The following is a 15,722-nucleotide window of genomic DNA, read 5'->3' on the forward strand; positions in this document are numbered from 1 at the left end:
GGCGAGTGGGGTCCACTGTTAACTGACTTCACTCGCCGTCTTACGTTCAGGGTGAATGGGTGATGTCGGCGATATCTTCGGCGGAGAGCGCGCCGGTGTCGGATGTTTCGAGCACCACATAGGCGCTGCTGCAGAATAGCGAGTTGAGGCGTTTCATGTCGGCAATCAGCTCCAGGTGCAAGGAGCTGGTTTCCAGGCTCTGTACGATTTTGCGTTGCAGACGGCTGACATGCGCGTGGGCCAGGCGCCGTTCCTGTGCGCGGAAGCGGCGCTTCTCGCGCAGCAATTGGCGGGCGCTTTCCGGGTCGGCGCTGAGGAACACCGACAGGCCCAGGCGCAGGTTGGCAATCAGCTGAGTATGCAGGCCCGCCAGCTCTTCCAGGCCCACTTCGGAGAACTGCCGGCGCTGCGAGGTTTTCTGCTGCTGGACCTTGCGCAGCATGCGTTCGATCAGGTCACCGGCCAGTTTCAGGTTGATCGACAGTTCGATGATCTCGGCCCAGCGGCGGCTGTCTTGTTCGCTGAGGTCTTCGCGGGGCATTTGCGCCAAGTAAAGTTTGATCGCGCTGTACAGCGCCTCGACGTCATCACTGAGGCTGCGCATTTCCTGGGTGATGGCGGTCTGCTTGCCGCGCAACACTTCGAGCATCGCGGTGAGCATGTTGTCGATCAGGTCACCCAGGCGCAGGGTTTCGCGGGCAGCGTTGGCGAGGGCCAGGCTTGGGGTGGCGAGTGCCGCAAGGTCGAGGTGGCGTGGTTTGGCTTTGCCGTTGGTCTCGGCTTGTTCCGGCAGCAACCAGGCGCACAGGCGTGACATCGGCCCGATGGTCGGCAACAGGATCAGACAGCGGCTGACGTTGTAGAGCAGGTGGAAGGTAATGACCATGCCTTGGGCGCTGTAGTCCAGACCGTCCATCCAGCCGACAAGCGGGTCGAGTACCGGAATGATCAACAGCAAGCCAATCAGTTTGTACAGCAGGCTGCCCAGTGCCACTTGCCGACCGGCTGCGTTCTGCATGCTGGTGCTGAGGAAAGCCAGCACGCCACTGCCGATATTGGCGCCGATCACCAGACCGATCGCCACGTGCAGGCCGATCACGCCGGCGCCGGCCAGGGTTGCCGTGAGCAACACGGCGGCCAGGCTGGAGTAGGAAATCATGGCGAAGAGTGCGCCGACCAAGGCATCCAACAAGATGTCGCCGGTCAGCGAGGCGAACAGCACTTTGACGCCTTGGGCATGGGTAATCGGCCCGGCGGCTTCGACGATCAACTGCAGGGCCAGAATGATCAGGCCCAGGCCGATCCCGACGCGGCCCATCTGCCCGGCCCGCGTCTGTTTGCGCGACAGGAAGAAAATCACCCCCAGAAAGATCAGCAGCGGCGACAGCCAGGACAGGTCAAACGTCAGCACCCTCGCCATCAACGCCGTACCGACGTCGGCGCCGAGCATGGTCGCCAGGGCGGGCATCAGCCCCATCAGGCCTTGGCCTACAAATGAGGTGACCAGCATCGCCGTGGCGTTGCTGCTCTGCACCATGGCCGTCACCAGGATACCGGCGATAAACGCCAGCCAGCGCTTGGACATGTTCTGCCCGATGACTTGGCGCAAGTTGGAACCGTAGACCCGCAAGATGCCGGTACGAACGATGTGCGTGCCCCAGATAAGCAGGGTCACGGCGGAAAGCAGATTGAGCAAGGTCAGCATGCTCGGCCCCCCGTGTGGTTTAGCTCAAAAAGAGCAAATAAGAATTGCCGCGTGCCGCTCTACGTCTTGTACTTAAGCTGTAGTTGGCGAATGGGCTGCGCGCCAGCATCGCATAGCTAAAGTAGGGTTTGAAATAAAACTGTCATGAAGATCGTTCCCACGCTCTGCGTGGAAATGCATCGCCTCCAGCGGGTGTGTGTTATTGACCCGGAATGTCCTTGCGCAGTTTCACCGGATCCTGCTGTTTCCTGTTTTTCGCGATGGCGGTGCGCATCTTGATGTTGACCGCTTCCACCGCCAGCGAGAACGCCATGGCGAAGTAGACGTAGCCTTTTGGCACGTGCACACCGAAGGATTCGGCGATCAACACCGTACCCACGACCAGCAGGAACGACAGTGCGAGCATTTTCAGCGACGGGTGCTTGTCGATGAATTCGCTGATGGTGCCGGCCGCCAGCATCATCACCAGTACGGCCACCACGATCGCCGCGATCATGACGGGCACGTGGGAAACCATGCCGACCGCAGTGATCACCGAGTCCAGGGAGAACACGATGTCGATGATCGCGATCTGGATGATGGTGTAGATGAATTTGCCACCCTTGCCGCCTGGTTCGTCGTGGGTTTCGTCTTCACCTTCCAGCGCGTGGTACATCTCCTGGGAGCTTTTCCACAGCAGGAACAGGCCACCGAAGAACAGGATCAGGTCGCGACCGGAAATGCCTTGGCCGAAGACCACGAACAGGTCGGCGGTCAGTTGCATGACCCAGGTGATCGACAGCAGCAACAGGATTCGCGTGACCATGGCCAGGGCCAGGCCGAAGATCCGAGTGCGCGCCTGCATATGCTTGGGCATGCGGCTGACCAGGATCGAAATCATGATGATGTTATCGATGCCCAGGACGATCTCGAGGGCCGTCAGGGTGAAAAAGGCAATCCAGATTTCCGGATTGGTCAGCCATTCCATGTGTATTCCTTTAAGCAAATGTTAAACCGCGCAAGCTGCAGCGCCGCGCGGGTGAGCGGGTACGACTATAGAGTGCTGAACAGCGGAAAAATCCCCATCAGCAAAGCGGCGAACATTATGCAAAGGCATACCAGCACTGCCCACTTGAGGGTAAAGCGTTGGTGGTCGCCAAATTCGATACCGGCCAGGGCTACCAGCAGGTACGTCGAGGGTACCAGCGGGCTGAGCAAATGCACGGGTTGGCCGACGATGGACGCGCGAGCCATTTCCACGGCGGTGATGCCGTAGTGGCTGGCGGCTTCGGCGAGTACGGGCAGTACGCCGTAGTAGAACGCATCGTTGGACATGAAGAAGGTAAACGGCATGCTGACCAGCGCGGTGATCACCGCCAGGTAAGGGCCCATGGCTTCCGGAATGACCGCCAGCAGGCTTTTGGACATGGCGTCGACCATGCCGGTGCCCGACAGGATGCCGGTGAAGATACCGGCGGCGAAGATCAGCCCCACCACCGCCAGTACGCTGCCTGCGTGGGCGGCGACGCGGTCTTTCTGCTGTTGCAGGCACGGGTAGTTGACGATCATCGCAATACTGAACGCCACCATGAACAGCACCGGCAGCGGCAAGAGGCCGGCGATCAGGGTGCACATCAGGGCGAAGGTCAGGGCACCGTTGAACCAGATCAGCTTCGGACGGCGGGCGTCCGGGAATTGCGAAACGCTGATCTCGCTGTGGTCGATTTCATCACCTTGCAGGTGCAGTTCACCCAGGCGCGCACGTTCGCGCTTGCCGTACATGTAGGCGATCACCAGGATCGCCACCACGCCGGCGGCCATGGCCGGGATCATCGGTACGAAAATATCTGAGGGGTCCACATGCAGCGCACTGGCGGCGCGGGCGGTGGGGCCACCCCACGGGGTCATGTTCATCACGCCGCCGGCGAGGATGATCAGGCCGGCCATGATCCGCGGGCTCATGCCGATGCGCTGATACAGCGGCAGCATGGCGGCGACGCAGATCATGTAGGTGGTGGCGCCGTCACCGTCGAGGGACACCACCAGAGCCAGCACGGCGGTGCCGACCGACACTTTCAGCGGGTCGCCCTTGACCATCTTGAGGATCTTGCGCACGGCCGGGTCGAACAGGCCGGAGTCGATCATCAGGGCAAAGTAAAGAATGGCGAACATCAGCATCACGCCGGTCGGCGCAAGTTTGGTGATGCCCGCAAGCATCATTGGGCCGATTTCGGGTGCAAAACCACCAAACAGGGCGAACAGGATCGGCACGATGATCAAGGCAATCAGCGCAGACAGGCGCTTGGTCATGATCAGGAACATGAACGTGATGACCATGGCAAAGCCAAGGAAGGTCAGCATAGGAATACTCCAGGCGTAGCGCGGCTAGGAAATGGCGAACCGAGTGGGGTCAGCGCAGTACGAAAGGCACGTAGCGTACGGTTGGAATGGGGGCGGACAGGCGGTTACGAGCGGACATCAGGAATCACCATTGTTGTTGTTAGCAGCCGGTCTGTTGCCGGCAGTGGGGCGATCCTAGACGTGGAAGCTTTCAGCCAGCTTTCGCTGTGTAATCAGATGATGAGAGGCTTATCCTGTTTTTTTGGATCAGGGAAGCTCAAGGCCCCCGGCCGCTTTGTGCAGCGCCCGCAGGTGCTCGCCCACCTGCTTGAGGTTGGCTTCGGAGGCGGCAATCTCGGCGGCGCGGGAAGGCTCCAGCAGCACCCTCACCTCTTTATCCAGCTCGCCGGTCAAGGATTGCAGCTGCTTCTGGCGTTCGGCGCTTTCCGATTCCAGGCGTTTGGATTCCGACGGTTGCGGCAGGCCGTAGCCGCCACTGCCAAGCAGTTCCGCCGGGCGGCTGAGGAAGCCGCTGTTGGCGAGGATTTGTTGCAGCGTGTTGTTGGCTTTTTCCATGCCACCGTTTTTCAGCTCGCGAGCACCCAGGTAGCGTTGTTTGACTTCGTCCTGGGCCAACATCAGTTGCCTGCGATAGCTGGCCTGTTCCAGCAGCAACAGTGCTGCGCTGGTGCGCAGGTCGGCCTGGCTGAACCATTGGCGGCGCTCTTCGGCGCTGAGGGCCAGCCAGTCTTCGACCTGAGTCTGTTTGATCGGCAAGTGTTTGCGCAGCACATCGAACATCGCCTGGTAGCGCTCGCGGAACGAGTCGAAGTGGTAACCCAGGCGCAACGCCTCGCGTTTGTCGTTGAGTACACTGGTGTCAGCCAGGCCGCGCGCGCTGAGAACTTCCAGCAAGCCGTTGGGGGTGATGTTGTCCAGGCCGGTCAATTGGGGGTTGGCGCTGCCGCTACGTAACAGCTTCAGGCTCTCCACCGCACAGTTGTTGGAAATGAAGAAATAGTTGCCGTCGTAGCTCCAATGCATTTCGGCGGCGTGCTCGACGGTGTCGTTGATCTCTTGACGCGTAAGTTTGAGCGGAACAGATGCCAGGCCACGAAGCTCAGTTTTGGTGTATTCGTCGATCACTTGTGCCAGCGGCAGCACGAACAGTCGCGACGGGTACTTACCCACCAGTCCATCCCAGCTTGATAGTTGTACGTCACCGACGAAGGCGCGGTAGGACAACACCAGGTGTTGGTCCAAGTCCAGCCGACAATCCGGGCCGCGTGGGCGTCCGGGCGCGCAGATCACCAGGCGCAACATACTGTGGCCCCAGCGGCTGACCAGGTTCTGGTTGGCTTCGGCGAGCAGGTAGTCGATTTCATACACCCGCTCCGGGTCGACCTGGCCCAGCGGCGTCTTGGCGAAATCGTTGCCTGCGTTGAGGAACGCAAAGGTTTGGGCGCAGGTTTCTTGCTCAGGCGGCGCCCAGCCGAAGTGTTCCTTGTAATAGCGGAACAGCGAGGGGCGGCGGCAGGCGTAGCTTGGGTCGAGGAGGAAGTACTCCATGTTAACCGCCACGAACTCCAGCGGGCTGGTGGTTTCGTAGATATCTGGGCTGCGGGCGACTTGATGGTTGTTTTGTTCACGTTCGCCGCGACGGCCAACGTATTGCGGCCAGCCGGCAAGGTCCAGCAGGCGCGGGTCGTCACTTAGGGTAAAGCGGCGGTCATTCTGGCCGCGGCATTGATCGGTCAGGCCGATCAGGCCGGTGATGTTGTTCTGGCGGCTGCAGCGACGGATCAGTGTGCGCTCGTCTTTGGACCACAGGCGCGCACGGTCATAGATGTGGGTCAGTTCATGCAGCACGGTGGCGAGCATTTCGCGGCGCACGGTGCCGTGGGGGCGGTTGGTCTTCTGGGTGGCGGCGCTGCCGTCGGTCAGGCTGGCGAGCAGGTTCTGGTTGAGGTCCAGTTCGGACACCAGTGAGGCCTGGCCGTAGGCGTTTTCAGGCATTTTGTCGGTCCAGCCGACATCAATGCGCCGGTCCAACTGCTCGATAAAACGCGGCGGCAAGGCGCGCATCGCTTCATCGAGCAATGCCTGGCTGGCCTGCTGTTCGGCCGGGCTCAAGCCATCGGTCTTGAGCCGCAGTTGCAGGCCGGCCTGAGCCGCGCTTGCACAGAGCAGCACAGTCCCAGCCAATAGCCAGGCGACTAGGCGCCTCACAGAGCGAGAATGGCTTCGGCGAGGGTCTGGTCACTGGCGTCGCGGGCTTGCGGCACGCGGGTTCGCAGGGTGTCGAAGGCAGCTTCGAGCTGTGCGCCGCGGATCTCGCCGTTGGTGGCGACGAAGCTGGCGGCGTCATCGTGGGCTTCGCGCACGATTTTGGAATCACGGATAGACGTGGTGGTGTCCGAGGTGAAGTCAATGGTGCGGGCCGATGCACGCACGATGATGTTACTGGTGGCCTTCAGGGTTTGCGCGTGGGCAACATCGGCCAACAACAGCAAGCCGAGAGCGGCGGCGATCAGCGGACTACGCATGGAAAAACTCCGAATTACAAAGATGATTATTGGACGAGAATTGCTTGCGCCAGTTCAAGGTCGCTGGCGTTAAGTTTTGGCTGGGTGCGGCGCAGATAATCCAGCGCAGATTCCAGACGAGCGCCCCGCCATTGGCCGTCAGTGGCGATAAAAGCGGCAGCGTCATCCTGGGCGGCCACTATCAACTTTCTGTCAAAAGGTGCGGAGGTCACCTTGCTGGTGGCATACGCACTGATGACGGTGCTCTGGGTGGTCACATCAAAGGCAAACACCGATGGCGACCAACAGGCGGAAAACAACACGGGAACGATCAACAAGCGGTATGAAAAAACCATGGGACTCGACAACTGAAAGCGAGCGCCAAGGCTAGCGCAATGCCCGGGCGAGAGCCAGCGCTGACACATTTGGTAGCGGCTGGCGCCCTCTTGCATTTACCTTGGTCAGATGGCCAGGATCGCTTGGGCCAGCTGTGCGTCAGTAGCGGTATTGAGTTGGGGTGCCTGTTGGCGGATCTGCGCCAGGGCGCTCTCCAGTTTCACACCGCGGATGGCGCCTTCGCTGGCGACAAAGCTGGCGGCGTCGTCACGCGCGGCCTGCACGACTTTATTGTCACGCAGTGAGGAGGTGGCATCCGAGCTGGCGTCGGAGGTGGCTTTCAGCGCGCCGACGATTGAATCGGTGGTCACGATGAAGCTGCTTGCGTTGGCATTGGCAGCCACGGCCAACAGGGCGGCGGCACTGAGCAGGCGAAGACGGGACATGGAGTGACTCCTGTAGATGAACAAATAAAGCGGCGCAAAGCGGCCACTGTGAAACCGACAGTGTTGCGATTGAGCATCAGACGCCGGTTCTACAAGGTTCGCCACGTATTAGTGGGATCTTAAGCTGCCGTTTATCTGTTCGGAAAGTCCCGCGGGTGTCTATTCACGCCAGAACGGCTTGGACAGCTCGGCGATTCGGTCGCCCTGGCTGATGCCCGCGTCTGGGAGTTCGCGCGGGTCAAGCTGTGCCAGTTGATGCCGCTCATGGGCCTGTCGCGCCCATCTGGCTAATGCACTGGCGGTGCGAACGAGCAGCTGTTTAAAGGACGAGCGTTGCGTGTTCATGGCTGGAGCCTTTCATGAGGTCTTGGAGCTCCATGTTGGGCGCCTCATTTCTACCGATACAGATACACCAAGGTTAAATTGTACCGCTTAACTGTAGTATTTTTTTAACTGTACTGGTTGCTGCGTAAGCCTTCTGTTCAGCGGTGAAAAGAGCTGAATCCCAGAAACAACAAAGCCCGCCTCCGGTTTCCCGGGGCGGGCTTTGTTTTGACAAATCAGAGTGCTGGCGGTGGACCCGGTGGGTCAGGGCCAGCGGGCGCCAATTAGCGCCAGAACGGCTTGCTCAGCTCTTCGTAGCGTTGAGCTTCGCTGATACCGGCGTCAGCCAGCAGGCGCGAGTCCAGACGAGCCAATTGGTGGCGGCTGGAAATGCGGCGCTGCCACAACATCAGGTTAGCGAGAACGCGCAAAGGCAGGGAAGCCTGGGTGTTTACAGCTTTTTCTTCGAAGAACAGATCGGAACTGAGTGTACGTTCCATGGTGACATCCTTCCGCTTGTGGCGGGATTAGGTAGTGGTTTAACTGATGCCAATGATCCTCCTCCGACGCAAGACTCACTAGATACAGTTCACCTGTATTGTGAGGGGCCAGTTAACTGTTTATAGCGGCTGTACTGTACGGAAACGGGGCAACTGTACCTGTCTGCACTTAAACGGTGCGAAATGGACGGTTTCGGCGGAAGTTATGGGATATGCATGTAGGAAAAGACCGGTACAGCAGTACAGTTTTTTACAGAAGTGACGGGTATGCCTTCGGGCTGATGCAACTGTCTTTGCATCAGCCCGAATCTGTATCAATCAGGCCTTGAGCATATGCCCGGTTTCTTCCAGGTTAATGTGCCAGCTCAGTGCTTCACGCAGGATATGCGGGGTATGCCCGCCGATAGCGCAGGCGGCGTTGAAGTAACTGTTCAGCGCATCGCGGTACGCCGGGTGCACACAGTTGTCGATGATCACCCGGGCACGCTCACGCGGTGCCAGGCCACGCAGATCGGCAAGGCCAACCTCAGTCACTAGGATGTCCACGTCGTGCTCAGTGTGGTCCACATGGCTGACCATCGGCACCACGCTGGAAATCGCGCCGCCCTTGGCAATCGACTTGGTGACGAAGATCGCCAGGTGCGCATTGCGTGCGAAGTCCCCGGAGCCCCCAATGCCGTTCATCATCCGCGTGCCGCAGATGTGGGTGGAGTTGACGTTGCCGTAGATATCAAACTCCAGCGCGGTGTTGATAGCGATGATCCCCAGACGTCGCACGACTTCAGGGTGGTTAGAGATTTCCTGCGGGCGTAGTACCAGCTTGTCCTTGTAGTGTTCCAGGTTGCCGAACACATCGGCATTGCGCCGTTCCGACAAGGTAATCGAGCTGCCCGAGGCGAAGCTCAGCTTGCCTGCGTCGATCAGGTCGAACGTCGAGTCCTGCAGCACTTCCGAATACATGGTCAGGTCTTCGAACGGCGAATCGAGCAAGCCGCACATCACTGCGTTGGCAATGTTGCCGATACCGGCCTGCAGCGGGCCGAGCTTGTTAGTCATGCGCCCGGCGTCCACTTCCTGCTTGAGGAAGTTGATCAGGTGATTGGCGATGCCTTGGGTGTCGGCGTCTGGCGGCGTCACGGTGGAGGCTGAGTCAGCCTGGTTGGTGATCACGATGGCGACGATCTTCTCGGGCGGGATCGGAATCGCGGTGCTGCCAATGCGGTCGTCGACCTTGACCAGCGGAATCGGCGTACGGGTCGGCCGGTAGGTCGGGATATAGATGTCGTGCAGCCCTTCCAGGTTCGGGTTGTGCGCGAGGTTGATCTCGACGATCACTTGCTTGGCGAAAATCGCGAAACTGGCCGAGTTGCCCACGGAGGTGGTCGGCACGATATGGCCTTGTTCGGTGATTGCGACGGCTTCGATGACGGCGATGTCCGGCAGCTTGAGCTGGTTGTTACGCAGTTGCTCGACGGTTTCCGACAGATGCTGGTCGATAAACATCACCTCGCCGGCGTTGATCGCGCGGCGCAGGGTGCTGTCCACTTGGAATGGCATGCGGCGGGACAGCACGCCGGCTTCGGTCAGTTGCTTGTCCAGGTCATTGCCCAGGCTGGCGCCGGTCATCAGGGTGATTTTCAGCGGCGAAGTCTTGGCGCGTTCGGCAAGTGCGTGAGGGACGGCCTTGGCTTCACCGGCTCGGGTGAAGCCGCTCATGCCGACGGTCATGCCGTCCTCGATCAGTGCAGCGGCGTCTGCCGCGCTCATGACCTTGTTCAACAACGAAGGCAAGCGGATACGATCACGGTACATGAATTGTTATCTCAGGCTACGGAAGCAAGGTGGGCAGTGTAGTGATTTCAAAAAAATTCGGCCCGCTACCATGGTCGAATGCCAGGCGGCGATTTAGAGCCTTTGGTCGGGTTTCATGTGAGAACAGCCTACTGGAGGCCAGGGTTTCGGGTATTGCGCTAGCGCAGTGTTATTCGACGGCCTTGACCATGTCTTCGATGACCTTCTTGGCATCACCGAAGACCATCATGGTCTTGTCCAGGTAGAACAACTCGTTGTCCAGGCCTGCATAGCCGCTGGCCATCGAGCGCTTGTTGACGATGATGGTCTTGGCTTTGAATGCTTCCAGGATCGGCATGCCGGCGATGGGTGATTTAGGGTCGTTTTTGGCGGCCGGGTTGACCACGTCGTTCGCGCCCAGCACCAGCACCACATCAGCCTGGCCGAATTCGGAGTTGATGTCTTCCATCTCAAACACCTGGTCGTAAGGCACTTCCGCCTCAGCCAGCAGCACGTTCATATGGCCAGGCATGCGCCCCGCCACCGGGTGGATCGCGTACTTCACGGTCACGCCGCGGTGGGTCAGCTTCTCGGTCAGCTCTTTAAGCGCATGTTGCGCGCGTGCCACCGCCAAGCCATAGCCCGGCACGATGATCACGGTATCGGCATTGGTCAGCAGGAAGGTAGCGTCGTCGGCGGAGCCGGACTTCACCGGGCGCGCTTCTTTAGAGCCCGCCGGGCCGGCTGCATCCGCTGTGTTGCCGAAACCGCCGAGCAGCACATTAAAGAAGGAGCGGTTCATCGCCTTGCACATGATGTACGACAGAATCGCGCCGCTGGAGCCCACAAGGGAGCCGGCGATGATCAGCATCGAGTTGTTCAGCGAGAAGCCGATACCCGCCGCTGCCCAGCCTGAGTAGCTGTTGAGCATCGACACGACTACCGGCATGTCGGCGCCGCCAATCGGGATGATGATCAGCACACCGAGCACGAACGCCAGGGCCAGCATCAATGCGAAGGCACTGAGGTTGCCGGTGAACATGAACGCCAGGCCGAGGCCGAGGGTGGCCAGGCCGAGCACCAAGTTTAGCTTGTGCTGGCCGCCGAACTGTACCGGTGCGCCTTGGAACAGGCGGAACTTGTACTTGCCCGAGAGTTTGCCGAACGCGATTACCGAACCGGAGAAGGTAATTGCGCCGATGGCTGCACCGAGGAACAGTTCCAGGCGGTTGCCGGCAGGGATCGAGTCGCCCAGGTGCTTGACGATGCCCAGCGATTGCGGCTCGACCACGGCGGCGATGGCGATAAATACTGCGGCCAAGCCGATCATGCTGTGCATGAACGCGACCAGCTCAGGCATTTTGGTCATTTCTACGCGCTTGGTCATGATCGAACCGGCGGTGCCGCCGATCAGCAGGCCGACGATCACGTAGCCGATACCGGCGGTGGCCAGTTCAGCCCCAAGCTTATAGATGAGGCCCACGGTGGTCAGCACCGCCAGCGCCATGCCGAGCATGCCGAACAGGTTGCCGCGCCGCGAGGTAGTTGGGTGCGACAGGCCTTTGAGGGCCTGGATAAAGCAAATCGACGCGATCAAGTAGAGCGTCGTGACCAGATTCATGCTCATGACGATGGCGCCTCTGCTTTTACTTTCGGGGCTTTCTTCTTGAACATTTCCAGCATTCTGCGGGTTACCAAAAAACCGCCGAACACATTAACTGCCGCCAAGGCCACGGCCAGGGTGCCCATGGTCTTGCCCAATGGTGTAACGGTGAGCGCTGCAGCCAGCATGGCGCCGACGATCACAATTGCTGAGATTGCGTTCGTCACCGCCATCAATGGCGTGTGCAGCGCAGGTGTCACGTTCCAGACCACGTGGTAACCGACATAAATCGCCAGCACAAAGATGATCAGGTTGTAGATACCGGGGGAGATAAGCTCTTCCATCGTCTGAATCCCTGCTTAGGCGTTTTTGCGGATGACTTGGCCGTCGCGGCACATCAGGCACGCGGCGACGATGTCGTCTTCGAGGTTGATTTCAAACTGCCCTTCCTTGTTGAAGACCAGCTTCAGGAAGTCCAGCAGGTTGCGTGCATACAAAGCTGAAGCGTCGGCAGCGACGGCACCGGCCAAGTTGGTCGGGCCACAGATGGTCACGCCGTTTGCCACGACGACCTGATCGGCCACGGTCAGCGGGCAGTTACCACCTTGGGCGGCGGCGAGGTCGATGACCACCGAGCCTGGCTTCATGTGTGCGACGGTTTCGGCGCTGAGCAGAGTCGGCGCCTTGCGGCCCGGGATCAACGCGGTGGTGATGACGATGTCGGCCTGCTTGGCGCGCTCGTGCACGGCCAGGGCCTGGCGCTGCATCCAACTGCTTGGCATCGGGCGTGCGTAACCGCCAACACCGACGGCGCATTCGCGCTCTTCATCGGTTTCGTACGGCACGTCGACGAACTTGGCGCCGAGGGATTCGATCTGCTCTTTCACCGCTGGGCGCACGTCGGACGCTTCGATCACCGCACCCAGGCGTTTCGCCGTGGCGATGGCCTGAAGACCTGCGACGCCAGCGCCGAGGATCAGCACGCGGGCAGCTTTCACGGTGCCAGCAGCCGTCATCAGCATCGGCATGAAGCGCGGGTAGTGATGGGCTGCAAGCAGCACTGCTTTGTAGCCGGCGATGTTGGCTTGCGACGACAGCACATCAAGGCTCTGGGCCCGTGAGGTGCGCGGCGCAGCTTCCAGCGCGAAGGCAGTGATGCCGCGCTCGGCCAGCTTGGCAATGGTTTCGTTGCTGAACGGATTGAGCATGCCTACAACGACGGTGCCGCTTTTGATCAGCCCCAGTTCGTTGTCGCTGGGGGCGACCACCTTGAGAATCAGCTCGGCGCCAAACGCTTCGCTGGCACTGCCAATGGTTGCGCCTGCCGCTTCGTAGGCACTGTCGACGACGCTGGCATTAACGCCTGCCCCGCTTTGAACAGTGACCTTATGGCCCTGGCCGATCAGCTTCTTGATGGTTTCCGGGGTGGCAGCCACCCGCGTTTCACCGGTCTGGGTTTCGAGAGGAACACCAATGTGCACGTCAAATCTCCTGCATGATCTTTTTGCTTTTGATCTTTTTGTAAAAAGGCCAGTGCACCGTGAGTGGCGCAACTGGGGCGGCCGATCAGCACGATCCCGCTGAAATGGCAGCGGGGCGCGGCATTTTGCAGGCGAACTTTACGGCCTTCAAGGGATTATGACGGGTGACGAAAAATTAACTACAAGTCACCCTGTGACTGATTGTCGCAACGCCTCGAAATAACCTCTTTAAATACAAGTGTTTAAAGGGATTTAGGCGGTTTACGTATGTTTTAGAATCGTGGTTGTGAATAGTCGGGCATTGGCCGGTGATAGTCGCTACAAGCCAAGTGAATCATGGCCTTGAGCCTTATCTATTGCAGAGAAGTACAGTCTGCTTAAATGCGACATATACGTATATCTGTAGTGCCAATAATTATCTGACTACAAAGTCAACGGCTCGGTTTTTTCCTTTAAACGCTGGGGCTATAGCGCTGCGACTGATCAATCAACCAGTCTCTGAATGCGTGCAGCGATGCAGATTCGACTTTTCTCTCGGGAATCATCAAGTAGTAGGCCTTCGAACTGCTCAGCGCCTCTGGGCTTGCGATCATCAGTTGGTTCTCCTCCAGCTCGCGCTGGATAAGGAACGGCGGTATCAGCGCGATCCCCATGTCATGCATGGCGGCCTGAGACAACATCGAGAATAGCTCGTAACGCGGGCCTGTCATGTCGCGGGGTATGTTCAGTTGTTGCGCGTTGAACCATTGGCGCCAGGCGTAAGGCCGTGTGGTTTGCTGCAGCAGCGGCAGTTCTGCGATCTCTTGGGGGCTGAAGTGGGTGCGGGTGCCCAGTAATCGCGGACTGCACACCGGAACCGGGTTTTCCCCCATCAGCCGGTGGGACTCGGTCCCAGACCAGTCGGCATCGCCAAAGTAGATCGCGGCATCGAATTCGGTATCGGCAAATAGAAACGGGCGCGTGCGGTTGGTGAGATTGACGGTGACTTCCGGGTGCTGGCGTTGAAAGTCCTTGAGGCGCGGGATCAGCCATTGGGTGCCGAAGGTTGGCACCACGGCGAGCTCGATGACGCTGGCGCCCTGCTGTCCCATTACTGACAAGGTGTCTCGCTCTACCGCGTCCAGCTGCATAGCGACGCGACGGCTGTAGGACAACCCCGCTTCGGTCAGCTTTACTCCGCGCCGTGAGCGCCGAAACAGCTCGACACTTAAAAACTCCTCAAGGCTGGCGATCTGTCGACAGATGGCGCCTTGGGTGATGGAAAGCTCCTGCGCCGCCTTGGTAAAGCTCTCGTGGCGGGCCGCGGCTTCAAAACTGACCAGGGCGGTGGTGCTGGGAATTTTTCTGCGCATGTACGTAGTACTCACTTATAAAGCGCGTCTGCGCCCTTCTCAGTCGTTTCGAAGTGAGAAATTAGCACAACCCTATGCAGAAACCTCGTTTGCCCTCTGCGACTGCCCGGCCTAGGCTGCATCCACGACTTCTGATTTTTTCCGCGAGGACTTATTCATGGCTGGTAAGGCAAGCTTCAACTGGATCGATCCACTGCTGCTGGATCAACAGCTCACCGAAGAAGAGCGCATGGTGCGTGACAGTGCTGAGCAATTCGCCCGGGACAAGCTGGCGCCGCGTGTGCTCGAAGCCTTTCGCCATGAAAAGACCGACCCTGCGATCTTCCGCGAGATGGGCGAAACGGGCCTGTTGGGCGCGATGATCCCCGAGCAGTACGGTGGCAGTGGCTTGAACTACGTCAGCTATGGGCTGATTGCCCGTGAGGTCGAGCGTGTCGACTCCGGCTATCGCTCGATGATGAGTGTGCAGTCATCACTGGTCATGGTGCCTATCAATGAATTTGGTACTAAGGCACAGAAGCAGAAGTACCTGCCGAAGCTGGCCTCTGGCGAGTGGATCGGCTGCTTCGGCTTGACTGAGCCTAATCACGGCTCTGACCCGGGCGCGATGATTACGCGGGCCCGTAAGGTGGACGGCGGCTACAGCCTGACCGGCGCCAAGATGTGGATCACCAATAGCCCGATCGCCGATGTGTTTGTGGTGTGGGGCAAGGACGATGCCGGTGATATTCGTGGTTTTGTCCTGGAGAAAGGCTGGAAAGGCCTGAGTGCTCCGGCGATTCACGGCAAGGTCGGCCTGCGCGCTTCCATTACCGGTGAGATCGTCATGGATAACGTGTTTGTGCCGGAAGAAAACATCTTTCCGGATGTGCGTGGCTTGAAAGGGCCTTTCACCTGCCTTAACTCGGCGCGCTATGGCATTTCCTGGGGGGCGCTGGGGGCCGCCGAGTTCTGCTGGCACACCGCTCGCCAGTACACCCTGGATCGTCATCAGTTCGGGCGTCCATTGGCGGCGACGCAACTGATCCAGAAGAAGCTGGCCGATATGCAGACCGAGATCACGATGGCCTTGCAAGGCTGCCTGCGCTTGGGGCGTATGAAGGATGAAGGTACGGCTGCGGTTGAGATTACTTCGATCATGAAGCGCAACTCCTGCGGCAAGTCCCTGGATATCGCGCGTATGGCGCGGGACATGCTAGGGGGCAACGGTATTTCTGATGAGTTCGGGGTGGCGCGTCACTTGGTCAACCTGGAGGTGGTTAACACCTATGAAGGTACGCATGACGTGCACGCCCTGATTCTTGGGCGTGCGCAAACCGGTCTTCAAGCGTTCTATTAAT

15 protein-coding genes are annotated in these 15,722 nt (G+C 59.4%); 1 reads left to right on the forward strand and 14 read right to left on the reverse strand.

Features of this window, described 5'->3' with window-relative positions:
* Window positions 1-46 precede the first annotated feature (46 nt).
* The 14 genes from GJU48_RS00515 to GJU48_RS00580 form a co-directional block, all read right to left on the reverse strand.
* The gene (locus GJU48_RS00515; protein WP_094949651.1) at window positions 47-1,705 is read right to left on the reverse strand and encodes a Na/Pi cotransporter family protein; all 1,659 of its coding nucleotides are present in this window, start codon (window positions 1,703-1,705) and stop codon (window positions 47-49) included.
* 199 nt (window positions 1,706-1,904) lie between these two features.
* Window positions 1,905-2,672 carry a TerC family protein gene (locus tag GJU48_RS00520; RefSeq protein WP_094949650.1) on the reverse strand — a complete coding sequence of 256 codons (768 nt, stop codon included), beginning with the start codon at window positions 2,670-2,672 and terminating at the stop codon, window positions 1,905-1,907.
* A gap of 65 nt (window positions 2,673-2,737) precedes the next feature.
* Entirely contained in the window at window positions 2,738-4,045 is a 1,308-nt protein-coding gene (locus GJU48_RS00525; protein ID WP_094949649.1) for a CitMHS family transporter, read from the reverse strand.
* Window positions 4,046-4,291: 246 nt separating this feature from the next.
* Entirely contained in the window at window positions 4,292-6,253 is a 1,962-nt protein-coding gene (locus GJU48_RS00530) for a DUF7844 domain-containing protein (RefSeq protein WP_094949648.1), read from the reverse strand.
* Window positions 6,250-6,570 (reverse strand): DUF2388 domain-containing protein, encoded by a 321-nt coding sequence (locus GJU48_RS00535; RefSeq protein ID WP_094949647.1) that lies wholly within the window; start codon window positions 6,568-6,570, stop codon window positions 6,250-6,252. The genes GJU48_RS00530 and GJU48_RS00535 overlap by 4 nt, the downstream gene beginning before the upstream one ends.
* 26 nt (window positions 6,571-6,596) lie before the next feature.
* Window positions 6,597-6,905, reverse strand: a complete 309-nt coding sequence (locus tag GJU48_RS00540) for a DUF2388 domain-containing protein (RefSeq protein WP_094949646.1) — start codon at window positions 6,903-6,905, stop codon at window positions 6,597-6,599.
* 105 nt (window positions 6,906-7,010) lie between these two features.
* Window positions 7,011-7,331, reverse strand: a complete 321-nt coding sequence (locus tag GJU48_RS00545; RefSeq protein ID WP_094949645.1) for a DUF2388 domain-containing protein — start codon at window positions 7,329-7,331, stop codon at window positions 7,011-7,013.
* 159 nt (window positions 7,332-7,490) lie between these two features.
* The gene (locus GJU48_RS00550) at window positions 7,491-7,676 is read right to left on the reverse strand and encodes a DUF1127 domain-containing protein (protein WP_094949644.1); all 186 of its coding nucleotides are present in this window, start codon (window positions 7,674-7,676) and stop codon (window positions 7,491-7,493) included.
* A gap of 263 nt (window positions 7,677-7,939) precedes the next feature.
* Window positions 7,940-8,155 (reverse strand): DUF1127 domain-containing protein, encoded by a 216-nt coding sequence (locus tag GJU48_RS00555; protein WP_003214752.1) that lies wholly within the window; start codon window positions 8,153-8,155, stop codon window positions 7,940-7,942.
* A gap of 318 nt (window positions 8,156-8,473) precedes the next feature.
* The gene (locus GJU48_RS00560; protein WP_094949643.1) at window positions 8,474-9,967 is read right to left on the reverse strand and encodes an acetyl-CoA hydrolase/transferase family protein; all 1,494 of its coding nucleotides are present in this window, start codon (window positions 9,965-9,967) and stop codon (window positions 8,474-8,476) included.
* Window positions 9,968-10,136: 169 nt separating this feature from the next.
* Window positions 10,137-11,573: an NAD(P)(+) transhydrogenase (Re/Si-specific) subunit beta gene (locus GJU48_RS00565; RefSeq protein WP_094949642.1), complete on the reverse strand. Its 1,437-nt coding sequence runs from the start codon at window positions 11,571-11,573 to the stop codon at window positions 10,137-10,139.
* Window positions 11,570-11,893: an NAD(P) transhydrogenase subunit alpha gene (locus GJU48_RS00570; RefSeq protein WP_094949641.1), complete on the reverse strand. Its 324-nt coding sequence runs from the start codon at window positions 11,891-11,893 to the stop codon at window positions 11,570-11,572. The genes GJU48_RS00565 and GJU48_RS00570 overlap by 4 nt, the downstream gene beginning before the upstream one ends.
* 15 nt (window positions 11,894-11,908) lie before the next feature.
* Window positions 11,909-13,030, reverse strand: a complete 1,122-nt coding sequence (locus GJU48_RS00575) for a Re/Si-specific NAD(P)(+) transhydrogenase subunit alpha (protein WP_094949640.1) — start codon at window positions 13,028-13,030, stop codon at window positions 11,909-11,911.
* A gap of 452 nt (window positions 13,031-13,482) precedes the next feature.
* Window positions 13,483-14,382, reverse strand: a complete 900-nt coding sequence (locus GJU48_RS00580; protein WP_094949639.1) for a LysR family transcriptional regulator — start codon at window positions 14,380-14,382, stop codon at window positions 13,483-13,485.
* 157 nt (window positions 14,383-14,539) lie between these two features.
* On the opposite strand from GJU48_RS00580, the gene GJU48_RS00585 reads away from it, so the two are divergent.
* Window positions 14,540-15,721 (forward strand): acyl-CoA dehydrogenase, encoded by a 1,182-nt coding sequence (locus GJU48_RS00585; protein ID WP_094949638.1) that lies wholly within the window; start codon window positions 14,540-14,542, stop codon window positions 15,719-15,721.
* Window position 15,722: the final 1 nt, after the last annotated feature.

The sequence above is a fragment of the Pseudomonas sp. IB20 genome (assembly GCF_009707325.1).
Classification (GTDB): Bacteria; Pseudomonadota; Gammaproteobacteria; order Pseudomonadales; family Pseudomonadaceae; genus Aquipseudomonas.